The organism is Bacillus sp. FSL M8-0063, from assembly GCF_038005545.1.
In the GTDB taxonomy this organism is placed as follows: domain Bacteria; phylum Bacillota; class Bacilli; order Bacillales; family Bacillaceae_G; genus Bacillus_A; species Bacillus_A wiedmannii.
The window spans coordinates 3,282,778-3,308,779 of sequence record NZ_JBBOTJ010000001.1 but is presented as its reverse complement, the minus strand read 5'-3'; the positions used below and the strand labels follow the sequence as shown (position 1 = coordinate 3,308,779).

General features: G+C 32.6%; 24 protein-coding genes. 19 read left to right on the top strand and 5 right to left on the bottom strand.

Going from position 1 to position 26,002, the window contains the following annotated elements:
* Positions 1–431 precede the first annotated feature (431 nt).
* Both MKX31_RS16715 and MKX31_RS16710 read right to left on the bottom strand, forming a co-directional pair.
* A complete protein-coding gene (locus MKX31_RS16715; protein WP_064469397.1) occupies positions 432–1,769 on the bottom strand; it encodes an NAD(P)/FAD-dependent oxidoreductase in 1,338 nt (445 codons plus the stop codon).
* Between the two features lie 264 nt (positions 1,770–2,033).
* Entirely contained in the window at positions 2,034–2,831 is a 798-nt protein-coding gene (locus MKX31_RS16710) for a cell wall hydrolase (RefSeq protein ID WP_064475041.1), read from the bottom strand.
* A 290-nt stretch (positions 2,832–3,121) separates the two neighbouring features.
* Here MKX31_RS16710 and MKX31_RS16705 point away from each other — a divergent pair, with 290 nt between their 5' ends.
* The 12 genes from MKX31_RS16705 to MKX31_RS16650 all read left to right on the top strand — a co-directional run bounded on the left by MKX31_RS16705 (position 3,122) and on the right by MKX31_RS16650 (position 15,416).
* On the top strand, positions 3,122–4,963 hold the full coding sequence (locus MKX31_RS16705) for a S8 family peptidase (RefSeq protein WP_064475042.1): 1,842 nt from the start codon (positions 3,122–3,124) through the stop codon (positions 4,961–4,963).
* A 177-nt stretch (positions 4,964–5,140) separates the two neighbouring features.
* Entirely contained in the window at positions 5,141–6,121 is a 981-nt protein-coding gene (locus MKX31_RS16700) for a phosphatidylinositol-specific phospholipase C (protein ID WP_064475043.1), read from the top strand.
* A gap of 233 nt (positions 6,122–6,354) precedes the next feature.
* Entirely contained in the window at positions 6,355–8,070 is a 1,716-nt protein-coding gene (locus tag MKX31_RS16695) for a methyl-accepting chemotaxis protein (protein ID WP_064475044.1), read from the top strand.
* A gap of 231 nt (positions 8,071–8,301) precedes the next feature.
* Positions 8,302–9,711, top strand: coding sequence for a glycoside hydrolase family 1 protein (locus MKX31_RS16690; RefSeq protein ID WP_064469402.1), 1,410 nt, complete (start codon positions 8,302–8,304; stop codon positions 9,709–9,711).
* 30 nt (positions 9,712–9,741) lie between these two features.
* Positions 9,742–10,449: a GntR family transcriptional regulator gene (locus MKX31_RS16685; RefSeq protein WP_064469403.1), complete on the top strand. Its 708-nt coding sequence runs from the start codon at positions 9,742–9,744 to the stop codon at positions 10,447–10,449.
* Between the two features lie 214 nt (positions 10,450–10,663).
* Positions 10,664–10,855, top strand: coding sequence for a hypothetical protein (locus tag MKX31_RS16680; protein ID WP_000006469.1), 192 nt, complete (start codon positions 10,664–10,666; stop codon positions 10,853–10,855).
* A gap of 53 nt (positions 10,856–10,908) precedes the next feature.
* Positions 10,909–11,589, top strand: coding sequence for a bacillithiol biosynthesis deacetylase BshB2 (bshB2, locus tag MKX31_RS16675; protein WP_064469420.1), 681 nt, complete (start codon positions 10,909–10,911; stop codon positions 11,587–11,589).
* Between the two features lie 23 nt (positions 11,590–11,612).
* Positions 11,613–12,386: an alpha/beta fold hydrolase gene (locus MKX31_RS16670; protein WP_064475045.1), complete on the top strand. Its 774-nt coding sequence runs from the start codon at positions 11,613–11,615 to the stop codon at positions 12,384–12,386.
* Positions 12,387–12,453: 67 nt separating this feature from the next.
* Positions 12,454–13,887, top strand: coding sequence for a MocR-like pyridoxine biosynthesis transcription factor PdxR (gene pdxR, locus MKX31_RS16665; protein WP_064469404.1), 1,434 nt, complete (start codon positions 12,454–12,456; stop codon positions 13,885–13,887).
* Between the two features lie 30 nt (positions 13,888–13,917).
* Complete coding sequence (locus MKX31_RS16660; RefSeq protein ID WP_000878487.1) at positions 13,918–14,274, top strand: CidA/LrgA family holin-like protein; 357 nt, start codon at positions 13,918–13,920, stop codon at positions 14,272–14,274.
* A gap of 23 nt (positions 14,275–14,297) precedes the next feature.
* Positions 14,298–14,969: an LrgB family protein gene (locus MKX31_RS16655; RefSeq protein WP_048545914.1), complete on the top strand. Its 672-nt coding sequence runs from the start codon at positions 14,298–14,300 to the stop codon at positions 14,967–14,969.
* Between the two features lie 21 nt (positions 14,970–14,990).
* Complete coding sequence (locus MKX31_RS16650; RefSeq protein ID WP_064469405.1) at positions 14,991–15,416, top strand: YfmQ family protein; 426 nt, start codon at positions 14,991–14,993, stop codon at positions 15,414–15,416.
* 22 nt (positions 15,417–15,438) lie between these two features.
* On the opposite strand, the gene MKX31_RS16645 is transcribed toward MKX31_RS16650, so the two are convergent.
* Positions 15,439–15,852 carry a CBO0543 family protein gene (locus MKX31_RS16645; RefSeq protein WP_088047322.1) on the bottom strand — a complete coding sequence of 138 codons (414 nt, stop codon included), beginning with the start codon at positions 15,850–15,852 and terminating at the stop codon, positions 15,439–15,441.
* A complete protein-coding gene (locus MKX31_RS16640) occupies positions 15,815–16,993 on the bottom strand; it encodes a DUF2515 domain-containing protein (protein WP_064469407.1) in 1,179 nt (392 codons plus the stop codon). Before MKX31_RS16640 ends, MKX31_RS16645 begins: the two co-directional genes overlap by 38 nt.
* Before the next feature lie 310 nt (positions 16,994–17,303).
* On the opposite strand from MKX31_RS16640, the gene MKX31_RS16635 reads away from it, so the two are divergent.
* The 4 genes from MKX31_RS16635 to MKX31_RS16620 are packed head-to-tail and all read left to right on the top strand — an operon-like array spanning position 17,304 to position 20,657.
* Positions 17,304–18,290 carry a UDP-N-acetylglucosamine 4,6-dehydratase family protein gene (locus tag MKX31_RS16635; protein WP_064475047.1) on the top strand — a complete coding sequence of 329 codons (987 nt, stop codon included), beginning with the start codon at positions 17,304–17,306 and terminating at the stop codon, positions 18,288–18,290.
* Positions 18,287–19,198, top strand: coding sequence for an NAD-dependent epimerase/dehydratase family protein (locus MKX31_RS16630; protein ID WP_064469409.1), 912 nt, complete (start codon positions 18,287–18,289; stop codon positions 19,196–19,198). Before MKX31_RS16635 ends, MKX31_RS16630 begins: the two co-directional genes overlap by 4 nt.
* 25 nt (positions 19,199–19,223) lie before the next feature.
* On the top strand, positions 19,224–19,544 hold the full coding sequence (locus MKX31_RS16625) for a DUF6572 domain-containing protein (protein WP_340981331.1): 321 nt from the start codon (positions 19,224–19,226) through the stop codon (positions 19,542–19,544).
* Between the two features lie 48 nt (positions 19,545–19,592).
* On the top strand, positions 19,593–20,657 hold the full coding sequence (locus MKX31_RS16620) for an undecaprenyldiphospho-muramoylpentapeptide beta-N-acetylglucosaminyltransferase (protein ID WP_064475050.1): 1,065 nt from the start codon (positions 19,593–19,595) through the stop codon (positions 20,655–20,657).
* Positions 20,658–20,756: 99 nt separating this feature from the next.
* On the opposite strand, the gene MKX31_RS16615 is transcribed toward MKX31_RS16620, so the two are convergent.
* Positions 20,757–23,477, bottom strand: coding sequence for a sensor domain-containing phosphodiesterase (locus MKX31_RS16615; protein ID WP_064475051.1), 2,721 nt, complete (start codon positions 23,475–23,477; stop codon positions 20,757–20,759).
* 438 nt (positions 23,478–23,915) lie between these two features.
* On the opposite strand from MKX31_RS16615, the gene MKX31_RS16610 reads away from it, so the two are divergent.
* From MKX31_RS16610 to MKX31_RS16600, 3 genes are all read left to right on the top strand, one after another.
* Positions 23,916–24,731 (top strand): alpha/beta fold hydrolase, encoded by an 816-nt coding sequence (locus tag MKX31_RS16610; protein ID WP_064469413.1) that lies wholly within the window; start codon positions 23,916–23,918, stop codon positions 24,729–24,731.
* Between the two features lie 30 nt (positions 24,732–24,761).
* The gene (locus MKX31_RS16605) at positions 24,762–25,337 is read left to right on the top strand and encodes a histidine phosphatase family protein (RefSeq protein ID WP_064469414.1); all 576 of its coding nucleotides are present in this window, start codon (positions 24,762–24,764) and stop codon (positions 25,335–25,337) included.
* A 318-nt stretch (positions 25,338–25,655) separates the two neighbouring features.
* Positions 25,656–25,973, top strand: coding sequence for a hypothetical protein (locus MKX31_RS16600; RefSeq protein ID WP_064475052.1), 318 nt, complete (start codon positions 25,656–25,658; stop codon positions 25,971–25,973).
* The last annotated feature ends 29 nt before the right edge of the window (positions 25,974–26,002 follow it).

Sequence of the window (26,002 nt, the reverse complement as noted above, 5' to 3'; positions counted from 1 at the left end):
TGTTATATATTATATTTTCATAACTATTAGAGTGTAATGTACCATTTAATGGTTTCTAAAGGTAACAATATGAAGTATTCATATACGTACAATGAGGAATTTTAAAGCGCAAATCTATTTTGGGAAACAGAACAGAAAAAGTCATAGTTGTAGTAAAAAATACTTATAGACATCCTAACATATTAAACACTATGATGATGTTACAAAATACCGAACAAATGAAAGTGGAAATGAATAGAGGCTTTTAAAACTGTTGACATTCAATTTTTTAGAATTGAATGTCGATAGTTTTACCATACATAGTTATGTTAAAAATGTATCTCGTAAAATCCCGATTTTTGGCGGGATAATCATTAGCGGGGGAAGGACAAGGTACATAAATAAAGCGTTATGGAAGTTAAAATATTTGATTGATATCTTAATGAAAGAAATTAAATATGAGATAAATATTTTCCAACATACAACCCACTTGCAGCAGCTTGAGATAATGAATGAGTGACGCCTGAACAATCTCCAACTAAAAATAGTCCATGCACACTTGTTTCAAAATGGTTATTGATTTTTATCGTAGGAGCATAGAACTTTCCGTCAATTCCATATAACAAAGTATCTTTATCGATCGGTTCTTTGATAAATCGTTCTAAGCGTAATAAAAACTCTTTTAGTCCTTCAATATATAATGGGGGAATTTCTGTATTCAAATCTCCATAATCTCCTTGTAGTGTAGGTTGTATACGGTTATGTTTCATGTCGTTCTTTATTGTAGGTTGTTTATTTAGTAAGTCCTCTAAGCGCTGTATAACAATCCGATCTCGTCCTTGGTTAATGTTTTTTATAATTGAACTTGCGTATACATTTGCTTCTTTGAGAGTTGAAAAATAGCGCGGGATAAATAAAGTGAAATTTAAGTTAGGTGTGCCAGTTCCTTCCTCTCGAAAATTTTGACCGTCAGGCATAACTAAACCTTCTTCGTACTTTCTAATGATGCGTCCTTTTGGATTCATACAGTACGTAGTTGCGGTGAAGTGTTCATGCTCATAAGAAAGTTTTGTCTCAAATGTATCTTTTAATATAGAACGTAATTGGTGTTCTTTCATCTCTACTCTAATCCCTAAATCTACACGAGTTTGCTCCTGAGAAATTTTAAGAGAAGTGCACATTTCTTTTAACCAATCCGCTCCGGAACGCCCAGTTGCAAACACTAGTTGCTTAGATTCAACTATTCCTTCATTTGTCTCTATTGTAAAATGATCTTTCTGTTTCATAATATGTTGTACATCTATATGAAATTGAATATTTATTTTTGTAAGTAAAAATTCATAGAGCTGCTGAAAAATGTCACTTGAAAGGGTAGTACCAAGATGCCTTACTTCTGTTGTTAGCATTTGTAAACCACACGTTTCAGCTCTCTTATTGAGATTTGGATTTTCTGTAGAGTATTTTGAAACAGAACTTCCTCCGAACTGACATAGAATTTCATCTACTTCAGCCATGAGTTGAATAAAGCTTTCTTTACCGACTTTTTGCTCAAGTTCTCCGCCAAATCCGTTTGTATAATTAAATTTCCCTTCAGATTTTCCTAAACCACCAAACCCGAAATATTTATCACATGTAGTACAAGTACACACTTTTCCTTCGTCTAAAGGACAATGGCGATCTTCTAGCGCTTTACCTTTATCAAGAATTAAAACCTTTTTGTTACTTTTAGCTAGTGAATAAGCCATAAAAATGCTACTTACTCCAGCACCGATAATTGTAACATCATACATATTTTTTCACCTACTAACGAATAATTTGTTTTTATTTTTCTAGTGTATAACAATTTTATGAAGTTAAGAAATAGCTTTTATTAATAAAGAGGGAGTTTTTGAACTGGATGCTTTTTTAATTTCTCCGAGTGGTGGGGTAAATACAAATGTTTTTATTTGAAAGAAGAAATAGTTTTAAATGATCACTATGTCATATGATTAATAAAATCTAACATATAAAAAACAGACCTTCCAAGTGAAGAGGTCTGTTAATGATTTTAAATGTTATTTAGCAAACACATGGTTACCAATTACTGCTACTGTTTGACGTGTCGTAATCCATTTGTCTGTTGATGTTTTCGGATTGTAGAAATAAAGCCAATCAGAATGTATTCCATTTGTGGAGATAGCTTCTTCTACTGCCATTTTTGCTTCTGGGCTTGCAGGATGATTGATTCTTCCATCTGTAACAGGAGTAAAGGCATATCCGTATTTAATAGGTTCATAAATAACGCCTGTTATTGTATTTGGAAAACCTTTTGCATTTACACGATTTAGTATAACTTTTGCTACAGCCACTTTTCCTTTATAGGATTCGCCACCTGCTTCAGCGGTAACTAAGCGTGCCATTAAGTCTTTTTCTTTTTCTGAAATGCTTGAGTTAATTTTTAGATGTTGCCCTGTATAAAGCTTGTTTCCGACTGTATTGTTAATTTGTTTTATAGATTGAACGGTAACATTGTAACGCTTTGCTATCGTTTCTAATGAATCTCCCTGTTGTACTTGATAAATAATTTGTCCAGATATGTTCGCAGGTTTGGCGTTTTGACGAACGGTGATTTCATTTGAGTTCGTAGACCCTGGAATATGTAACTGTTCACCAATAAAAGCTTGATCGTTTCCTTTATTATTAGCCTGTTTAATGGATTGTATTGAAACTCCGTATTGTTTACTAATGCCCCAAAGTGTATCATTCTTTTTTACTGTATGAATGGTAGATGCTTCAGCTATGCCTTGATTACATACGAATGTAATTGCCGCTGCAGATAAAGGGAGTATATGTTTTATTTTTAATAATTTCATTGTAAATCCTCCTAGAAAAAATTAAGGTGAAACTGTTAAGTAATGTAGTTCAGAATATCTATGTATAATATTTTAATATAAGTATATTAGCACGTATAAAATAAATAATCATCATAAGTTTTTTATTTATGCAGTGTAGAGTCCAAATATGAAATATTGCATATGAAAATACATTGAAGTTCATATTGCTGATTACTATAATCTATTTAGTAGAAAGGTAACTTTATATGTTATAGAAGTTAAATCATTATAGATTGATATAATGATTTTTAAGTTGGAGGAGTGATGTAATGAATATCTTTAAAAGAATATCTGTTTCAGCTGTAATCATTTCAACATTTTTAGGAATAGGGGACACTGTCAATATTGTAAATGCTGATTCTATAGAACAGCAGAGTAAATTAGGGATAGAACAAGAAACAGATAAACAAATCATTGTAAAATTCAATGCGGATTTGAAATTACCATATGAAGATGGTATTGAAAAACAGATACAAGCTCAAGCAAGTGATAAAGTACTAGAAGATCTTTTGGTAGAATATCCAGATGTAACATTCACTCGTTTATTCACATCTGTAAGTCCAGAAGAAATACAAGACCTTGAAGTGAAAGCACCCAATAATGTATCTACAAGTTTATTAAACTACTATATTCTTCAAACTCAAAATGGTGGGCAGAAAGAAGAACTAGTAGATAAGTTAAAGGCATCTTCTTTAATAGAAGATGTGTATATGAAAAAACAAGAAAAAATAACGCCACCGGAAGTACAACCATTAAGTGTATCTTTTAATCCTAATAACAATCCTAGATATAAAAAACAAGGTTACCTTGAAGCAGCACCATACGGTATTAATGCGCCTTTCGCCTGGGGAGTTCAAGGCGGTAATGGAAATGGTATAACTTTTGTTGATATGGAATATGGATGGTTATTAAATCATGAGGATTTAGTACATCAAAATATTGAATTAATGTCTGGAAGAAATATAGATCAGCATGTTGGACATGGGACGTCTGTACTAGGAATTGTATCCTCCGAAGATAATGAAGTGGGGAATATTGGGATTGCGCCAAAAGCGAAAGCGAAAGTGATTTCTCAAATAAGAGATAACGGACAGTATAATACAGCTGATGCAATATTAAGTGCTGTAAATCATTTAGAAGCTGGGGATGTTTTATTATTAGAGGCACAAGCTTCCTTTGATGGATATGGTGATAAATATTTACCTGTTGAAGTACAACCAGATATCTTTGATGCAATTCGTGCTGGTACAGATAAAGGTGTTGTAATTATAGAGGCTGGAGCAAATGGCTGGAATGATTTAGATCAATTTAAAGATAGAAATGGTAAACAAGTTTTAAATCGTAATAGTAAAGATTTTAAAGATTCAGGTGCAATTATGGTAGGAGCGGGCTCTTCAACATTCCCTCATGAGCGTATGTGGTTTTCAAATTATGGAAGTCGGATTGATGTGTACGGGTGGGGAGAAAATGTAGATACAACTAAAGCCGAGCAAAGTAGAAGTGCTGTAAATCTTTATACTACAAGCTTTAGTGGAACATCTAGTGCTTCGCCAATTATTGCTGGGGCAGCGACTTTAGTACAAAGCATTGCTAAAAAAAATTCAGGACAACCGTATAGACCGAGTGAATTAAGAACGATATTAAGTAACCATAACACTGGAACGAAATCTAAAAATCCATATGCAGATAAAATTGGTGTTTTACCAGATTTGAAGTCTATACTAGTAAACTTAGGGTATGAACAAAGAGAGCCGAACGGTGGGAATGAGTTACAAGTAACAGAAAATGAACCAAATAATGAACCTAGACAGGCAAATAAAGTTAACTTTCATACACCAATGAAAGGAACACTACATAATCGGGATAAGGTAGATGTATTTACTTTCCAAATTGACTCACCAGAGAATATTAATATTTCTCTACTAAATGAACAAAACATTGGAATGACATGGGTACTTCATCATGAATCAGATTTAAACAACTATGTAGCATATGGTGAAAATGAAGGGAATGTAGTTAAGGGAACTTATAATGCAAAGCCAGGTAAATATTATTTATATGTTTATAAGTATGAGAATAAAGATGGTTCATATATATTGAATATAAAATAAACGAAAGGAACTTCAGATGAAGTTCCTTTAAATTTTTCTAATTCAGTATATGTGAATGATTTTTTAACTTTACTTCTATGCAATATTTCATATTGATGAAATATTATTTATTTTTTACTCACCAGATTATATTATATTCAATAAGTTTGATGTAAAACAGAAAAAGGAGGAATAATAATGAGCAATAAGAAGTTTATTTTGAAATTATTCATATGTAGTATGATATTTATCACATCTGTATTTGCTTTACATGATAAGCAAGTCGTTGCAGCTAGTTCTGTTATTGAACTTGAAAATTGGTCAAAATGGATGCAACCTATACCTGATAACATCCCGTTAGCACGAATTTCAATTCCAGGAACACATGATAGTGGTACGTTCAAATTACAAAATCCAATAAAGCAAGTATGGGGAATGACGCAAGAGTATGATTTTCGTTATCAAATGGATCATGGAGCTCGCATTTTTGATATAAGAGGCCGTTTAACAGATGATAATACGATAGTTCTTCATCATGGGCCATTATTTCTTTATGTAACACTGCATGAATTCATAAACGAAGCGAAACAATTTTTAAAAGATAACCCAAGTGAAACAATTATTATGTCTTTAAAAAAAGAGTATGAGGATATGAAAGGGGCAGAAGGTTCATTTAGTAATACGTTTGAAAAAAATTATTTTGTTGATCCTATCTTTTTAAAAACAGAAGGAAATATAAAACTTGGAGATGCTCGAGGGAAAATTGTACTACTAAAAAGATATAGTGGTAGTAATGAATCTGGAGGGTATAATAATTTTTATTGGCCAGATAATGAGACGTTTACGACAACTGTAAATCAAAATATAAATGTAACAGTACAAGATAAATATAAAGTGAGTTATGATGAGAAAGTAAAATCTATTAAAGAGACGATAAATGAAACGATTAACAATAGTGAGGATTTAAATCATCTATATATTAATTTTACAAGCTTGTCTTCTGGTGGTACAGCATGGAATAGTCCATATTATTATGCCTCTTATATAAATCCCGAAATTGCGGCATATATTAAACAAGAGGATCCCAAAAGAGTTGGTTGGGTGATCCAAGATTATGTTAGTGATAAGTGGTCACCGATTCTCTATCAAGAAGTTATAAGAACTAATAAGTCACTTTAAGTTTCACCATAATTTCATAGAAACAATGTAACGCTATTAAAAGTCTTGTGGAATTCCCATAAGACTTTTTAGTATTTAATATTATGAGAATCAAAGTTCTTTGAATAGGTTTATATAGTTAATATAATAATTTAATACGGTTATAAAATCGACACGAAAAAAATTGTCGATAAATGTCGATTAATATTGTAATATAAAACATATAAGTGTAATATACAGATGAGGTGGATTTATTGTCTTTTATTAAAAATAGTAAAATTGGAACGAAATTAAATGTGTTAGTCATTATATCGAGTTTGGCGTGCATCATGTTATCTTCTCTGGGGTTTCTAGGGCTTCAAAAAGGTGAAAATACATCTTCTAGTATGTATGACGAAAGGCTATTACCAATTGAATGGATAGGAACTGTAGAATCAAATTTTTACCATGTGAATATGAATTTTATGGAGATTATGATATCGAAAGATGAAAAAAGAATGAAAGAACTAATAACAGAAATGGATAAGACTAGGAAAGAAAATGATGAGTTATTAAAACAATTTGAAACTAGAATTAGTTCTCATAAAGAAAAGGGCTTGTATAATGCATTTCAAAGTCAATTCAAAGATTTAAGAATACAAATGAAGAAAGCACAGGACTTGGGACTGACTAATAATGAAGAAGCGTATAGCTATTATTTAAAAGAAATTGAGCCTAATATGGGAAAAACAATTCAGTCTATCCGTGAACTTATTTTATATAATAATACCGCGGCTGAACAACTACAAAAAGAGAATATCAATAGTGTGAAAAATACGATAATAACATTTGTAATTATTTCATTTGTTGGAATCATAATAATTATTTTTATTGGTTTTATAATAAAAAATGTTATAAAAAAACCAATTGTATTATTACAAAAAGATATGGAACGAGTATCTGCTGGAGATTTAACAATTCGAACTTCTTATAAATCCGAGAACGAATTAGGCCATATTGTACAATCCTTTAATAGTATGTTAGATAACTTGCAACAATTAGTCGGTCAGGTGAAGGTTACAGCGAAAGAAGTGATTATTTCAACTGAAAATATGTTACAAGAGACAAAAACGGCAGCACATATATCAAACGAGGTTGTTCGAACTACTTCTGAAATAAATAAAGAAATAGAGGGACAAGTGACTAGTATTCAAGAAAGTTCAACTTCGATGGAAGAAATTGCAACTGGAGTTCAAACAGTAGCTGAATCTTCAGCGATGGTTGCTGAAGTTGCTGTTACAACAATAGACCAAGCAAATTCTGGTAGTGAAGTTATAAAACAATCTATTCGTCAAATGAATAGTGTGAATGAAGTTGTTGAAGAAACTTCTAAGGTCATTGATAGACTTGTTACGCGGACACAACAAATTGAAGAAGCGCTAGATGTTATTACTAATATTGCAGAACAAACGAATTTACTGGCCTTAAACGCTGCAATTGAGGCAGCACGCGCCGGAGAAAATGGAAAAGGATTTGCAGTAGTTGCAGCTGAAGTAAGAGGTCTGGCTGAGAAATCTAAAACATCTGTAAATGATATAAATAATTTAATACGTTTTATACATCAAGATACACAGGATACAGTTCATGTAATGAAAAAAGGTCAACAACAGGCTAGTGGTGGTAAAGAAGCGGCACATAAGGCAGAACTCGCTTTTTCATCTATTATGCAAGATATTAATAGAATAACGTCCCAAATTCAAGAAGTGTCTGCTGCCACAGAAGAAATGTCTGCTGGGACAGAAGAAGTGAATGCCTCTTTATCAATAGTTTCTGAAACTGCAACACAAGTCGCACAAGAAACGAATCGAACGGTACAATCAATTCAAGCACAAGCCACATTGATTCAAGAAATAACGACGAAATCTAATGAAATGAAAAAGAAAGTCGAAAATTTAGAAATGCTCATTTCACAATTCATTATTGAAGAATAAGTTTGTTAACATTTATCAGTAGTATAAACTTTAAGATACTCAATATAGTGCTGCGTTGCACAATTTGAAAAAGGACCTTCATAGGTTCTTTTTTTGTAAATGGTGTGAATGCTATGTTTAATTATAGTGAAAAACAGAAACTTATTATATAATAATTATTTAAATTTGTACCTACAAACTTTATATGTAATAATGAATTTGATTTATTCTAATGAAATGGAGGTATATACTATGAAGTTTCCACATGATTTTTTATTCGGAGCTGCTTCAGCTTCTTATCAAGTAGAAGGTGCATGGAATGAGGATGGAAAAGGTGTTACGAATTGGGATGAGTTTTCAAAAATTCCTGGCAAAACATACAATGGAACAAATGGTGATGTAGCGGTTGATCATTATCATCGATATAAGGAAGATGTTCGTTTAATGGCTGAGATGGGATTGGAATCATATCGTTTTTCGATTTCTTGGGCGAGAATATTGCCGACTGGAGATGGAGAGGTAAATGAAAAAGGCATTAAATTTTATAACAATTTAATTGATGAATGTTTAAAGTACGGGATTGTACCGTTTGTCACTTTATATCATTGGGATCTACCATTACCGTTAGAAAAGGATGGTGGGTGGACGAATAAACGAACAGCAGATGCTTTTGTAAAGTATGCCGAAATTTGCTTTAAGGCATTTGGTGATAGAGTGAAACATTGGATTACTTTTAATGAAACCGTAATGTTTTGTGGATTAGGCTATTTAAAAGGTGCACATCCACCAGGAATACAAAATGATGTTCCAAAGTATTTTCAAGCGACTCATTATGTATTTTATGCGCATGCGAAAACAGTTGCGGTGTACAAGCAGCTGAAACAATATGGGGAGATTGGGATTACACATGTTTTCTTACCTGCTTATAGTGTGGATGATGAAAAAGAAAATATACTAGCAGCAAATCATGCGAATGAATATGAAACGTATTGGTATTATGATCCAGTTTTAAAAGGTGAGTACCCACCTTATGTTGTTCAACAATTAAAGGAAAAAGGGTGGACTCCTAATTGGACGGTTGAAGAATTAGAAATCATTAAACAAAATGCCGAAAAGAATGATTTTATTGGCTTGAATTATTATCAACCAATACGAGTAGAAAGATACGATATGGATATAAAGAGCGATGAGCATTCTCGAGAAAACTCAACACTTGCTCCAGGTAATCCTTCTTTTGATGGTTTTTATCGAACAGTAAAAATGGATGATAAAACATATACAAAATGGGGATGGGAAATATCTCCCGAAGGTTTCTTAGATGGATTGCATATGTTGAAAGAGCGTTACGGTGACATAAAGATGTATGTAACGGAAAATGGACTTGGTGATGAAGATCCAATCATTGAAGGAGAAGTTGTAGATGTTCCGAGAATTAAATTTATTGAAAAGCATTTAAAAATAATAAAGCGTGCAATTGAAGAGGGAATCAATTTAAAAGGTTATTATGCATGGTCAGTAATTGATTTATTAAGTTGGTTAAATGGATATAAAAAGCAATATGGCTTTATTTTTGTCGATCATAATGATAACTTAAAACGTAAGAAAAAACTTTCGTTTCATTGGTATAAACATGTGATCGAAACGAGAGGAGAAGAGTTATAACAGATAAAAGAGTATTTTAGGAGAAAGTGTATGAGTGCAAAGTATAAACAAATTGCAGATGTGTTAGAGCAAAACATTCGAGATGGGCTTTTTAATGAAACGAAAAAACTACCTACAGAAGAAGCGTTGATGAATCGATTTGAAGTAAGCCGTAATACGATACGTAAAGTAAGTAGCCAGCTTGTAAATAGAGGTTATATTTTTCAAGTGCAAGGTAGTGGTATGTTTTTACGCGAAACTTCTGTAACAGATTACATTAATTTAGGAAGTTTACGTGGATTAACGAAAAATCTCGTTTCGCAAAATATTAAAACGAGAGTGTTAGAGCTTGAAGTAATAGATGCGGATGAAGATATAGCAAAGCGGATGCAATGCGAAGCTGGAACTAGAATATATTTTTTGAAGCGTTTAAGAATTGTAGATGGTAAACCATTCTCTATTGAAGTAAGTTATTTCAAAAAGGATATTATTCCATATTTGAATAAAGAAATAGCATTAAGCTCTGTATACAGTTATTTCATTGAAGATTTACGATTAAATATTGGCTTTGCCGATAAAGTTATTAGTTGTGAAAAAGTAAATAAAGAAAACGCGCAGCTGTTAGAATTAAATGAAGGTGAGCCGGCGCTTCTTATTGAAAATACAGTATGTCTTGTAAACGGGACAATTTTCGAGTTATCTCAATCGATGTTTCATTATGAAAAGACTAAACTTTTAAATCGAATTAATTTCAAATAAAAAAAGAAAATAATTTATCGTGTGAAAAGCAACTGAGTCCAAAGTGATCAGTTGTTTTTTATTTTCAAAGTGGATGAGCAAAAAAACACAAAAGTGGTTGGTCCGTTTTTTGCAAACATACATTATGATAAGAGAAGAAAGGTAGTATGTTATTAATGTTTTAAAGAGGAAGTTCTTTATTAAAATAGATTGTCTTTAGAGAGGTGAAAATACAATGAGTTTTGCAATTTCACTAGTGGTTATTATTGTAATTGTATCGCTGTTTGGGACCGTGCTAGTTGCACGAAATGTGGAGGAGAATTACGGCAAGTCTACAAAGAGAAATGTGAAAAACTTATCAACTATTTATATTCTCCTTCTTTTCGTACTACTTGTTGGGGTAACGTGGTATGCGGTAGTGATTTAATAGTTTTGAAAGAAAAAGGTTAATATTGTGTATGATGGAGGAGTATGATTTTGATAAAAAATGAACGCCACGTTTTAATTGTATTTCCGCATCCAGATGATGAGTCATATTGCGTGGCAGGTACAATTTTAGCTTATGCGCAGCGAAATGTTCCTCTTACTTATGTTTGCTTAACGTTAGGGGAAATGGGGAGGACGATGGGAAATCCTCCTTTTGCAACACGTGAATCATTATATGTTATAAGAGAGAAGGAACTAAAGAGGGCTACAAATATTTTAGGGATTAAAGATGTACGTATGATGGGATATCGTGATAAAATCCTGGAATTTGAAACTCCCGGAGAGTTAAGATGTGTAATACAAAAATGTGTAGAAGAATTGAATCCTTCGTTAGTCATTTCTTTTTATCCGGGATATGCGGTTCATCCAGATCATGATGCAACAGGAGAAGCGGTAGCAGAGGTGTTAGCTAATATTCCGGAATATAAAAGGCCAACATTTTATGCGGTAGCTTTTTCGAAGAATCATGAAGCGGAAATAGGTCCTCCGCATTTTAAAAATGAAGTGAAAGAATATGTTCCCAAAAAGTTAGAGGCATTGCAAGCACATGCATCACAATTTGCGACGAAAGTAACGGAACTAAAAAGAGAGTATGAAGAAGGTGTACCGGAAATAGTAGAGTGGTTAGAAAAGGAACCATTTTGGATATATTCATTCAAAGATAAGAGTAAGTGACGTTATAGCTGAAGGTGATGAATATGTATTTTGAATATAATAATTGGAAAATTTCTTACAATATAGAAGGGTCGGGCCCTGTTATATTGTTAATACACGGTCTTGGTGGGAACGCAAACAATTGGCTATATCAAAGGCAATATTTCAAAGAGAATTGGACGGTGATTTCTCTTGATTTACCGGGGCATGGGAAATCTGAAGGGCTGGAAATCCCTTTTAAAGAATATACAAATGTTTTGTATGAGTTATGCAGTTATTTAAAGCTACAAAAAGTAGTTATGTGTGGTCTTTCAAAAGGAGCTAGAGTCGGTATCGATTTTGCTATTCAATATCCAGGCTTTGTTTCTAGCTTAATTGTTGTAAATGCATTTCCCTATTTGGAGCCTGAAGATCGAAAAGAACGAATTGAAGTATATGATTTACTTAGCTTGCACGATGACGGAAAAACATGGGCGGATACATTATTGAAGGCGATGGGAGTAGCAGATAATGAAGTAATTGTCAGGGGATTTTATCAATCTTTACAGTCAATTAATTCGGTGCATATTCAAAGGTTATTTGCTGAATTAGTGGACTATGATCAAAGACCGTTTCTATCAAATATTTCATGTCCTATTTTAATTATAAGAGGGGAAAATGATGATTTTGTCCCTGAGAAATATGTAAGAGAGTTTGAACGACATTTGAAAAATACAACTTTCATTGAGTTGAAAAGTAGTGGTCACTTACCTTATTTAGAACAGCCGACTAGCTTTAATAGGACTGTAAAAATGTTTTTAAATCATGCGCTTAATTAATACTATTATTACAGTCAATACTGTTAGTAGGAAATCAAGTATATTTCGTTTTGAGAGGGGCAAGAAGGTGGAATGGAAACCAAATCGTGCAGATAAGACGCCTGTATATAAACAAATAGCGGATTATATTGAAAGGGGTATTTCTTCAGGTGAGTTTCCTTCTGACAGCAAGTTACCTTCTGAGCGTACGTTAGCGAAAGAATTACAGGTGAACCGAAGTACGATAGTAGCTGCATATGAAGAATTAAAATCACTGGGAGTAGTAGAACGGCAAAAAGGAAGCGGAACACGGGTAAATACAGACATATGGGGTGTTTCACATAAACGAATACCGAACTGGGGTAGGTACGTTGAGGATGGATCGTTCTTACCTAATGTACCACTCGTTCAACAAATTAGAACGGAAACACAAAAAGATGACTTAATTAATTTAGCGAGTGGTGAATTGTCACCAGAATTAATTCCGAGTGATAGATTCCGAACGATTTTGTCGGAGAAAACATTTATGGGGAACCTCGGTTATGACCATCCACTTGGAAATGAAATGTTGAGAAAAACAATTGCAGCACATGTTCAGCAATATAAACAAATTGAAGCGGATTCGAATTCTATCCTTATTACATCTGGCGCACAACAGGCACTTAATCTTATCGTTCAATGCTTATTAAAACCTGGCGATGCGATTGCAATTGAGGACCCTTCGTATTGTTTCTCATTGCCGATGTTTAAATCCGCTGGCTTAAAAATATTCCATTTACCTGTTGATCAGTATGGAATGAATCCAGATGATTTAATTGATTTGCATAAAAAGCATCGTATTCGTATGGTGTTTTTGAATCCAGATTATCAAAATCCAACGGGAACTGTGCTTTCATTGGCGAGACGTAAAAAAATTTTAGAACTGTCTTCTGAATTTGGGATACCGATTGTAGAAGATGATCCGTATAGTTTAACTTCATTTAATGGAGAAGTGAATCCAACATTAAAATCAATGGATCAAAACGGGAATGTTCTTTATATAAGTTCATTATCAAAAATTGTTGCATCAGGATTACGTATTGGCTGGGTAATTGGCCCTACACGTGTAATAGAACGTTTAGCAGATGCGAAGCAGCAAGTTGATTTTGGCCATAGTGTATTTACGCAGTGGGTGGCAAATCAGTTTTTAGAATCAGCAGATTTTCATGCACATATTGCAATGCTTCGTGAACAATTGAAAGAAAGAAGAGATGTGTTAATTAGAAAGCTCGAAGAAATATTGGGGGACCAGGTTGAATTTTTTGTTCCAGAGGGTGGAATACATTTATGGTGCAAAGTGCAAGGAACGTTTGATGAATATCATTTATTAGGCGAATCTATACGAAATGGTGTAGCGTTTGTCCCAGGAAGTGTTTTAGGTACTAAAAGTGAATATATTCGTTTTACTTTTGGAAGAGTAGATGTCGAACAAATTCAACTGGGAATCACGAGGTTTGCGGAAACATTAAACGAGATTTCATAATAGTGATGCATATTGAAATGAGGGAAAGAAATGAAGTACGTGACGCTTTTACTTCAAGTAGGCGTGCTATATGTATTTAGCTTAGTTGGTACGTGGATTCAGGAAGTATTCCATTTATCAATGCCAGGAAGTTTAATAGGGATGTTAATGCTGTTTTTACTCCTTGCTACTCGTATTTTACCATTAAAGTGGTTTGAGGAAGGTGCGGAAAAGTTAATTATATTTTTACCGTTATTTCTAATTCCTTCGACAACAGGGCTGATGGAATATGGGTCTTTTCTTTTCAGTAAGGGGAGTGTTATATTCCTTTTAGTAGTTGCAAGCACAATAGTAACATTGATTGTTTCAGGGTATATAAGTCAATTATTAGTAGCATCAAAAAAATAAAATCGACAAGGTGCAAGATGCAAATGGTCTTAATTATTATTACTGTAGTAATGTATGTATTGGCGACAAAGTTATATAAAAAAATTCCGTTTCCATTTACGTTACCGGTGTTAACAGTTACAGCAAGTATGATTTGCTTATTTCTGATTTTGGGTATTTCTCATCATGAGTATAGAGAAAATGGGGGAGACATTCTTTCCGGCTTATTGAGTCCTGCAATTGTAGCGTTAGCGATACCTTTATTTAAAGAGCGAAATATACTTATGAAAAATTTTTTGTCGATACTTATCGGCGTAGCGGTAGGTATAGTGGCTTTAACGAGTATGAATGTAGTGATAGGCGGAATGTTAAATATAGATAAGGAACTCATATTAACAACACTGCCGCAATTAGCGACGATGCCTATCGCCATTTCATTAGCGGATCAAATTGGTGGTATTCCATCTATGACTTCTAGTTTTGTAGTTGTTGCAGGAATAACAGGTGCTATTATCGGACCAACAGTACTTAAGTTTTTCCGTATAACAAGTACGATTGGAAAAGGAGTGGGGATGGGCTGCGCATCACATATTATTGGTGTGAGCCGTCTCGTGAAGGAAGGCGAGAAAGAGGCGACGATCGGTTCAGTGACGATGATTGTAACCGGAATACTCATTAGTATATTTATACCTTATGGAACGAAATTTATATTTTAAAATATAATGGAGATGATGAAAATGACAACATGGTTTATAGTTACATTATTTATTTTTGGCGCTCTTAAAGTACTAGTTTCTAGTATGCCAACTTCTGTTGTAGAATCAATTATTAGTAGATTTGAATTGCATCAAAAACTTGAAGAAGAGAATACCTCTATATCGATAGATGGAAAAAATATAGTGGGAGAAATGAAACTACAAGTTATTCATGAATTTAATGAGGCTTTATTTTTAGATAAACATTATTTCCCACCGCACGGGGAAGGAACACCAATCGTTATTAATACGAAGAAAGGGAATAAAGAGATTAGATTTTCTCTGTATAGCCATGAGGAACATGTTGATGTAATCAAGCAATATAAGAAGAAAATCGTTGCCTATCGTTTACGTTCAAAAAGTCTTCAAAATCCTATATCATTAACAATAACTGAAGATTATGCTTAAGAAGAGATCGATTATGGTCTCTTTATTTTTGTATGAAATGATATGTTTTCAAAATAAAAGAAAAGAAAATCATATAGCCAAATAAAGAGTATGTATGATTCCAATCTACGCTATGAATAAAGAAACCGAATCTTTCTGCAATCTGTTCAAAAATACTAGCACAAATACCTATTGAAACAATAAATAAAATTCTAGAAACTGCAGATAATGTTTTTGAAATTTGTATGAAAATCGTTGTTAAAATCGGTAGTACAAACAAAGTAAAGCCAATGTTAACTGAAAATATGGATGAGAATGGTCTAACGGGAAAGGAATAGATTTGTTTTGCAACAAAGAAAGCATCTAAGCAAGTGCCGATAATAGAAGAGAGTAAGATTGTAACTGCTAATGCTAGAAAATCATTCTTCTTCTCGAAGGAGGACGTTTTTCTTTGCAAGAATTGCCAACTCAATTTTTTCGAGTGTTTTACAGTAGTCTTCTGTAATTTGTCCATTTATATTTTCCTCCTTATCTACTAAGTAATTTACAACTTGCCAGTCCGTAAACCAATCTTCACTGTCAACTTCTTCATGCTTCATATCTCGCCATGCATAGATAAGTGCAGGACTGTATATACGATAGGTGCCAGTACGCAACTGGCATTTCTTTATTCGACGTTTATAAAACTCACGGGAAAAAGATTCATTTACACTTGAGAATAAATGGGGCCAGTAATCTTTCCTTGATCCTGTATGCGGATGGTGCTGGGCCCAGCTTATTATTTGAGATAAAACATGTGTGTCTCGAAATAATAATGAATACAACCTTTTTCCAATTAAGATTCGTTCGTGTAAGGAAGTAAAATGTTTCATTGTATCACCAAATAGTAATACTTTGTGTTTCTTATCATTTTCGTAGAATGGGAAAAGGATATGATTAAACTGAAAGAAATCAAAGAGTTTAAATCCAATACTATTAAGTACAGTCTTTTTAAATTGTATATTTTGAATCACTCTTTTTTCTAAGTAGTTTTGTTCATTAATAATAGTTGCAATAGCTAATGTTTTTTTGTTACCTGTTTTCCAAAAATCGTTCCACATCGTTTCCATAAATGTAGAAACATTTAGGTGAGGGAGAAGGTGAAATAGCTTTTGTGCTCTTTTTACACTTTGTTCATAAAGCAGAAATTGAGGATATACATCTTGGAAAATAAGCCAATTTCCTCTTTCTAAAAAAGAAAAAAATGTGATTTGATCTTTCTCTGATAAAATTTTCGTATATAAATCGCCCTTTAAATCAGTCATATTCCAACCGCCGTTACGTGATACCATATGCCCAAGTAGTGCCCAATGTATTTCTGGATATTGAATGTAAAATTGGTAGTATGCGCGTGTTCTTGTCACATTATTTTTATTTAGTTGTTCTGTTTGTATTTTTATGTTGTTGATGATGAGTTGCTCTTCTTTCGTTAATTTATACATCGTGCCAGAATGTATGAGTTTGCTTTTTTGTTTTAATTCATTTTTTACATCAAATAGGGAGAGAGGCAGTGCTTTGGAAGGTCCGTTATCTGTATGATTTGAATTGCTTCGGTACATTCCGTTACCTCCATTTTTCATAAATTTAAACATGATTATTGGCTATGAATCATTCTATTTATTTTATTACGAGTATAAGAAATAAATGAGCGGTGTTTTTTACAAAGGTTTAGTTATCATGCAAAAAGTATAAAAAATCTTACTGTTGTGAGGTGAAATAAAAAAACAGAAACTATTTTTAATAGTTTCTGTTTTTTTATTTTGTCAATTAAATGTAACAAACGACGATTATGATTTAAATCAATTGAAAATAATTCAATAAATTTTATAAATACTATATGAATTGAAATGTTTGGTAGGAGGAAAAGAGATGCTGAATAAAATAATTTTAATTACTGGTGGTACAGGTTCGTGGGGACATGAACTTATAAAACAACTATTAGAAAAATCCCCGAAAGAAATTAGGGTTTTTTCAAGAAATGAAACGGTTCAGTTTGAAATGCAGCAACAGTTTATAAATGATGATAGGTTAAAATTTATTATTGGAGATATTCGTGATAAAGATCAAATAGCCTATGCATGCCAAGGTGTACATTATGTATTCCATCTTGCAGCTTTAAAACATGTTCCAGTATGTGAGTATTATCCTTATGAAGCTATAAAAACTAATATACATGGTACACAAAATGTAATTGAAGCATCTATACAGATGCAAGTTGAGAAAGTTATATATGTTTCAACGGATAAAGCAGCTGACCCATCAAATACGTATGGGATGACAAAAGCAATTGGTGAGAAGTTAATGGTTCATGCGAATATGCAAACGAAGAAAACAAAATTTATTTGTGTTCGTGGTGGAAATGTTTTAGGGACGAGCGGAAGTGTGGTACCACTTTTTAAAAACCAAATTAAAAAATCTTCACAAGTAGGGATTACCGATGCAAATATGACTAGATTTTTCTTAACGATTGAAGATGCTGTTGGATTGTTATTTAAAGCCGTATATCAAGGTAGAGGTGGAGAAATCTTTGTCATGAAAATGCCAGCATGTAAAATAACAGATTTAGCAGAAGTGTTAATTGAAGATTCAAAAAAAGAAAACGTGAAGTTAAAAGAGATAGGGATAAGGCCGGGTGAAAAATTAAGTGAAATGCTTTTATCTGAGGTAGAGAGTAAAACAAGTATAAGCTTTGATCAAAATTATTTTGTGGTACTACCGACTATTCCTATAGAAGGGCTGCAAGAATATTATACTAGTTATCCGCTAGTAGATGTGAAGAGTTTTAGTTCTCAACAAGACTTACTTGCAAAACACGAGGTGAAACAAATGTTATTAAAAGGAGGGTTTTTACGATGAAAAAAAATGCGAAGCTCTTAATAACTGGTGCAAATGGCTTCACAGGACGCCATGCTTGCCAATATTTTTTAGAGCAGGGTTTTCATGTAATTCCCATGTTTCAAAATCGTGCGCATAGAGAAATAATTGGGAATGGTATTACTTGTAATTTAACTAATAAGAGCGAAGTAATGAAGGTAATGAAACAAATAAAGCCAGATTATGTATTGCATTTAGCAGGAAAGAATTCGGTCATAGAGTCTTGGACAGCCGCTCTTGAATATGTAGAGATTAATGTAATAGGGACATTATATTTATTAGAAGCAATTAAGCAAGAAGCACCTCATTGTAGGATATTGGTTATAGGATCTGCTTTGCAAGCAGATAGTATGAACAAAATAAAAATTTCAAATCCATATAGTTTAAGTAAAACGATGCAAATCATTATTGCAGAGGCGTGGAGTGAATTAATGAATTCAAATATTATCATTGCAAAGCCCTCGAATTTAATTGGTCCAGGAGTATCGAATGGTATTTGTTCTATTCTTGCAAAAAAAATGATAACTATAGAGTCGAACAAAAGTGAAGCAATTATTGAAGTAAACAGTTTGAAAGATAGTAGGGATTTTCTAGATGTACGTGATGCGGTTAAAGCGTATCATGTGTTATTACGAGATGGGATAAATGGAAAACAATATAATGTCGGGTCAGGAGTGAAACGATCTTTATTAGATGTACTAGAACAATACAAAGAATTAACACAGCTGAATTTTTCCATAAAAGAAGCCGAGCATAGTGGGAGCGAATCAAATGAGAGTTTAGTAATAGAGGATATAAAAAGGTTAGGTTGGGTCCCAGAAATTCAATTCCATCAATCATTAAAAGATGTACTCGAGTATGCGAAGTGTAGTGAAATCTGCATTCAATGAAAAATAAAAAGGGTGTAAGAAATATATGAATGGCTATAAAACAATAGATAATCAAAATACGCTATTTCTTTTAATTGTTGATACGCTGGACTGGAAAGATGAGGAAGAGCATGTTTTGTATATCTATGAGGCGATAAATAAATGTCGAGCCTATGTGGAAGGTAAAAAGGATGATAGGAAAAATCCAGTAATAGGTCCAGGAACTAGGCATGTAATTCAAGTCTTTGCTCATTATGAATGTAGTGAGTATGGAAATGATTTTTATGATCTCATTAAAGATTTTTTGCAAGATATAGGATTTGAGTTACATGTTTATATAAATAATAGTAAGTTTACTTACATTTAATAGATTAGTATAAAACAAGATTTTTAATGATAAAGGTGGATATAAATTATGAATAAAAAGATTCTCTTTACTGGGGGCGGTACAGCCGGACACGTAATGATTAATATGGTATTGATTCCTAAATTTATGGAAAAAGGATGGGGAGTTGAGTATATTGGATCTCAAAATGGAATTGAAAAACTATTAGTTCAAAATGTGAAATACAATAGTATTTCAACGGGGAAGCTTAGGAGATATTGGGATTGGGAGAACTTTAAAGATCCTTTTAAAATAATAAAAGGTTGCATACAAAGTTATAAATTGATGAAACGAATAAAACCAGATGTTGTTTTTTCGGCAGGAGGATTTGTGTCCGTTCCTGTAGTAATAGGAGCGTGGATGAATAAAGTGCCTGTAATAATACGTGAACCAGATAGTACGTTAGGATTAGCAAATAAAATAGCATTACCTTTTACTACAAAACTATGCACAACATTCCCTCAGACAGGAGAAACTGTCAGTAATGAGAAGAAGGTTTATGTAGGACCAATTGTAAGGGAAGAAATTGAGAGGGGCAACGTATTGCGGGGAAGAAGCTATTGTAAATTTCAGCAAGATAAACCAGTATTGTTAATTATGGGTGGGAGTCAAGGTGCTAAGTGGATAAATGATATGGTAAGGGAAAGTTTGGAAACATTACTATTAAATTTTAATATTGTTCATATGTGCGGTAAAGGTAAGGTGGATTCATCTATTGGTATGGAGGGTTATATGCAATTTGAGTATATAGGGGACGAGTTGCCGCATATACTAAATATGGCGAGTGTTGTAGTTTCTAGAGCGGGTTCTACTGCTATTTCTGAATTGCTATTTTTGAAGAAACCGATGTTGCTTATCCCGTTAACTAACAGTTCCAGTAGGGGAGATCAAGTTTTAAATGCTGAATATTTTTCTCGGCAAGGATATGCGGAAGTTATACTCCAGGACAGAATAAGTACGAATGTATTCATACATGCAATAAATAAGTTGCATACAAATAAGGAGAGATATATTCAAAACATGAATGGATATAAGAAAACAAATGATGAGGGGATTCGTCAATTAATAGATATAATAAATGAAGTGGTGAAGTAATAGAAATTTAAATAAAAAAACAAAAGGAAAGAAGGTATCTTCTTTCCTTTTTACTATAGTTGTTCAAATTCATTATTACTTATCCATATTAGCTATATACTATGGGTGAATACCGATTTCTAATAGCTCAGTAAATGCATGAGTATGGATAGGTTTACTATAATAGTAACCTTGAATAAACTGACATTTATTTTTTTGAAGGAAATTCACATGTTCTTTCGTTTCTACACCTTCAGCAATGACAGACATTTCTAATGTATGTGCTAATGTGATAATCGTTTTAATAATTTCCATTCCATCTTCACACGTTTCAGACATTGTTATAAATTCTCTTGGGATTTTTAACGTATCTATTGGATATAAAGGTAAATACGCTAGTGAAGAATAACCTGTACCAAAGTCGTCGATTGAAATGTGAACTCCTAAACTCTTTAGTGTGCGGAGCTTTATCAATGTTTCTCGCTCATCCATCATTGCAATGCGCTCTGTTAATTCAAGGTCGAGAGAACTTGCCGGTAAGCATGTAGTTGCTAATGTAGAAGAAATAGACTTTACAAAATCTTCTTGTTCAAATTCTTTAGCAGATAAGTTTACACCAATTTTCAAATGAGAATATCCGAGTGTGTGCCAACGTTTCATTTGCTCACAGGCCTGCTGCAATGTCCATTTTCCTATTGGAATAATTTGTAGTGTTTCTTCTGCAATCGGAATAAATTCGTATGGAGAAATAACGCCTAATTCAGGATGATTCCACCTGATTAGAGCTTCTGCACCGATAATTTTATTAGATTCACTATCAACTTGAGGTTGATATAAAAGGAACAATTCTTCATTTTGTATTGCGTTTGGTAAATCTTTTTCTAATCGTAATCGTCTTTCAATTTTTTTAGCGATTACATCGTCATAAATAGAGACAGAGTTAAGCTCTTTTGCCTTTGCATCATACATTGCAACATTAGCGTTTTTCAAAAGTGTAGCGGTATCGATTCCGGAATGTGGATAAATAGCGATGCCGATACTAAGTGATAAAGTTAATGTATGCTCATGTATGACAAACGGTTTTTCCATGCATTCAAATAACTGGTTGCATAAATCGAATAAGGAATCTTCGTCAGTATAGTTTTCAATTAAGATTGTAAATTCATCGCCACCGATTCTTGACAGATGAGTATGTGATGGAAGACATGATTGGAATCGCTTCGCTACTTCTTCTAATATGTGATCTCCTGCCGAATGTCCAAGTGTATCGTTAATCGCTTTAAAGCGATCTAAGTCTAAATATAATAATGCAAACTCGCTTTCTGTCGTTTTAGCATGTTTTATAACTCTTTTTAATTTCTTATGGAAAAAGGCACGGTTTCCAATTTTTGTTACAGTATCATGGAATGCTAAATACTTTATTTCTTCTTGTTGCTTTTTTAGTGCGGTAATATCTTTTACCATAATATAGCTTCCTGAAATTTGTCCGTCTATTATAATAGGGACGATGGTAACGTATAAGAAATAAGTAAAACCATCTTTATATTTAGAACTTAGTTGTAAGTATGCCGATTCTTGTTGTTTCACCTTTTCTAATGCAGATGTTAGTTTATGTTTGTCTTCATCTAAAATAATCGAAAAACATGTTTCACCGAGTAACTCGTTCGTTGGTGCCCCAAGTAGTATACTCCCGGCTTGATTTACATTTAAGAATACGCCATGTAAATCAATTGTAAAAATAGGATCAGGGTGATATTCATATAACGATTTAAACTTTTGTTGTTTTTGAGATAGAGCCTCTGATTTATGAACTAAATCAGAAGTCCGTAAAGTCACTTTTTCTTCTAGTTGCGCATTAAATGCCTGTAAACGTTTCGTTAGGGAATTGTTTTGCATACGTACAATAGAATGACGAATGAGTACGAAAATAAAAGTAATACAATTTCCTGTAATGAGAGTTGAAGATGATGTTTGTTCTTTTAATGTAAACCCAATTAGTATTGCAACAGCAAGATAGGGAAATACAACTAAAGCCTTTTTTCCTATTATAGGGTTAACAATGAAATAATTTTTATGGCTATTACGATCTGCTGAAATAGATCCAGCTATTGCAATAAATAATATAGGTATTCTATATAAAAGACGTAATAATGTTATCGTTTCAGTTGATAAATGGTTATTTAAGTAAAAGTAAATATAGTTAAAAGTTGCAGAACTTATTAATACAAAAATAAAGATATAAATCTTCCGTTTAGAATTAAAAATTGTCGGACGGAAAAAGAGACTAACGCCTAGTAGAAGAAATAATAAATCTGCAATTGGATATAGAAATGAAAGGAATACATCTCCTAGTGAAAGAGAGAATATATTTAAATTTGGCTGATTAAATAAATACCACTCTAATGTGAATATGGAAGTAAGTACTATACATATATCACAAATAAAGAACGCTTTTTCCCATTTATCGCATTCTTTTAAAATTTTATAACTGAAAGCGATAAGACAAAAGAGTAGAAAAAACATGTAAAATACATCAGAAATAGTAAAACGATGTATTGGAATTTCGAAGAAGCTATCTTGATATGTATATACTATTTTTCCTAATAAAAAACTCCCAATTGCTATTGTGATACATACCCAAAATGGATTTGAACTGACTTTTTTAGAATATATAGAATAAATTAGTGATACAAATGTAATGGCTTCAACGATAAGTGAAGCGAAGCGTACATCCGAATTTGAAAAATGAGTAGGGAACAGATAAAAAAATATAAAATAGATTGAATAGCATATTAATGTTCCGATTAATATACATAGTTGTAAATTTTTATTTAATTTCAATGAAATCACCTTCTTTAATTATGCACTATATTCGTAATATCTATACATAATAATATTATTTAAGAATTGTATCAGATTTCCTTGTAAAAATCTTGTTTATAAGGAAACTATTGAAGAGTTTAATACTTCTTAAAATTGAAAAATATTGAGTTTGATAATATGTACTTCATCAAGATTTTAAATGGAAATTGTATATTTAGTCATCCTTTGAATTGTAAAGGTTTTTTAGTAATTTGTAAGTGGAGATGCACAATTGCATATAAAATGATGAGAATCCTCTTTCTAGCTGATCTTTTGATTGTTATAGGCTATTTTAAGTAAGGTTTTTATTTTTAATCTGAAAATTAACATTTGTAAAAATGTTACAAAGGGATATAAAATAAGAACATGTATTCTTACAGAGTGGATAGTATTTTCACTAAATAGGGAGGACTTTTTATGTTATGGCGAATGAAAGGTGCGGAAATATACTATGAAATTGTTGGAGAGGGGAAACCGGTCCTTATCATACATGGCTGTGCGCCGGATCATAGGTTAATGATGAAATGTATGGAATCAGTATTTCAAAAATATGAAGGTTATCAACGAATATATATTGATTTACCTGGAATGGGAAAGTCGAACGCTCCAGATTGGATAAATAGTTCAGATCATATATTAGAAGTGTTAACTATATTTATTGAAGAAATCATTCCAAAGAAAGATTTTTTACTAGTAGGAGAGTCTTTCGGCGGATATTTAGCTAGAGGGATACTTTCAAAAATGTTTGAGAGAGTCAATGGATTATTATTAATATGTCCTGTGGTTGTTGCGCTGCAAAAAGAAAGACGTTTACCGGATAAACAGATAATTGTACAAGATAAGGAGTTTTTAAATACGTTAACTTCTACCGAAAGAAAAGAATTTAGCGAGTTAGCAGTGGTAGCAAATGAATATACATATAAACGATTTAAAGAAGAAATTAAGCCGGGGTTAGATGTTGCTAATTATGAATTTATTGAAAGGTTGCAAAAAAATTATTCTCTTACTATGGAGTTTCACCGAAAGAAATATGAGAAACCCGTTCTTTTATTAGCAGGAAGACAAGATATATCGGTAGGTTATCGAGATATTATAGAAATTATTGAAGATTATCCAAGAGCAACATTAGCGGTGCTTGATATGGCGGGACATAATTTGCAAATTGAACAGCCTGAACTATTCGAGAGTTTAGTAGGAGAATGGATTACACGAACAAAACAACAAAATTTATAAAAAACGAATGAATATTTTCAAGGAGGAAGTATGAATACATATATTTATATGGTTAGGCACGGTGAATCATCAAAATTAGAAGGGAGTGAAAGAACACGTGGTTTAACTGAAAAGGGAAGTTTAGACGCTCACAGAGTAACAGACATATTAAAAACAGAGGGAATCGATACTTTCATTTCAAGTCCGTATAAGAGGGCTGTGTTAACGATAGAAAAATCAGCCGATTTCTATGAAAAAGAAGTAGTAGTATATGAGAATCTCAAAGAGTGTATGTTTTTAAGTGAGGATAAGATTATATCAGATAAAGAGGTGTATCCACTTGTAAAGAAGATGTTCTCTGATCCGGATTTTGCACTAACAGAAGGAGAGTCATATAAGGATTGTCAGGTAAGGGTAGTGAAAATGTTAAAGAAAATATTAATGAATTTTCAAGGACAAAAAATTGTAATTGGCACACATGGACTTGTAATGACATTAATGATGAATTACTTCAATAACCAATATGGGTTTGAATTTTTAATACATACATCAAAGCCTGACATATATAAGTTGGAATTTAAAGAGGAGCAATTCATGAATGTAGAAAGATTATGGATAGGAGAATGAAACTGCATATATGGAGTGTGTTTTAATTTGTACTTATAAAACACACTCTTTTTTATAGAATGCATTTTTATCAACTATTTTTAGAATGTTAAATTAATAAGTAATTATTCAATTTCTGAATAATATAAATGGAAGTTGGTTTAAGGAAACAATTTTAAATGTGACAAAACTCCAAACGTTGGATTTCTATTCAATTGGAAAAAAAGATGTAGAATTTTGTCTTACGGTCCCCGTTTACTTTTCATTTCATTACATATAGGCTTTGTGGTGTAAAGGGGAAAATCACCTTTATACAAAATTTATAAGGAGGACAATGTGATGAAAAAGATTAAAAAGTTTGCGGGAGTAGCTTTAGCAGGTACGGTTGGATTAAGTGGACTACTATTTTTAGAACCAAGTGTAAGCGCTGCGGAAACCCAGCAGGTAAAAGAAGAAAATTTCAATGCAATTGATGTAACGATGAATCAAAGTGCATTTTATGTATTGAGTGGTAGAAGTATTGATATTCTTTCTGGAGATAAAGAAGCAATTCAGTTAAATAAATACACAATTCGTTTTAGTAAACCAGGGAAGTATGTTATTAAAGTAAATGGTTGTATTTATGATGATATATATACATTTATTGTGAATGAGTAGTATATATTCTTAAATTGTGAGATAAAAAA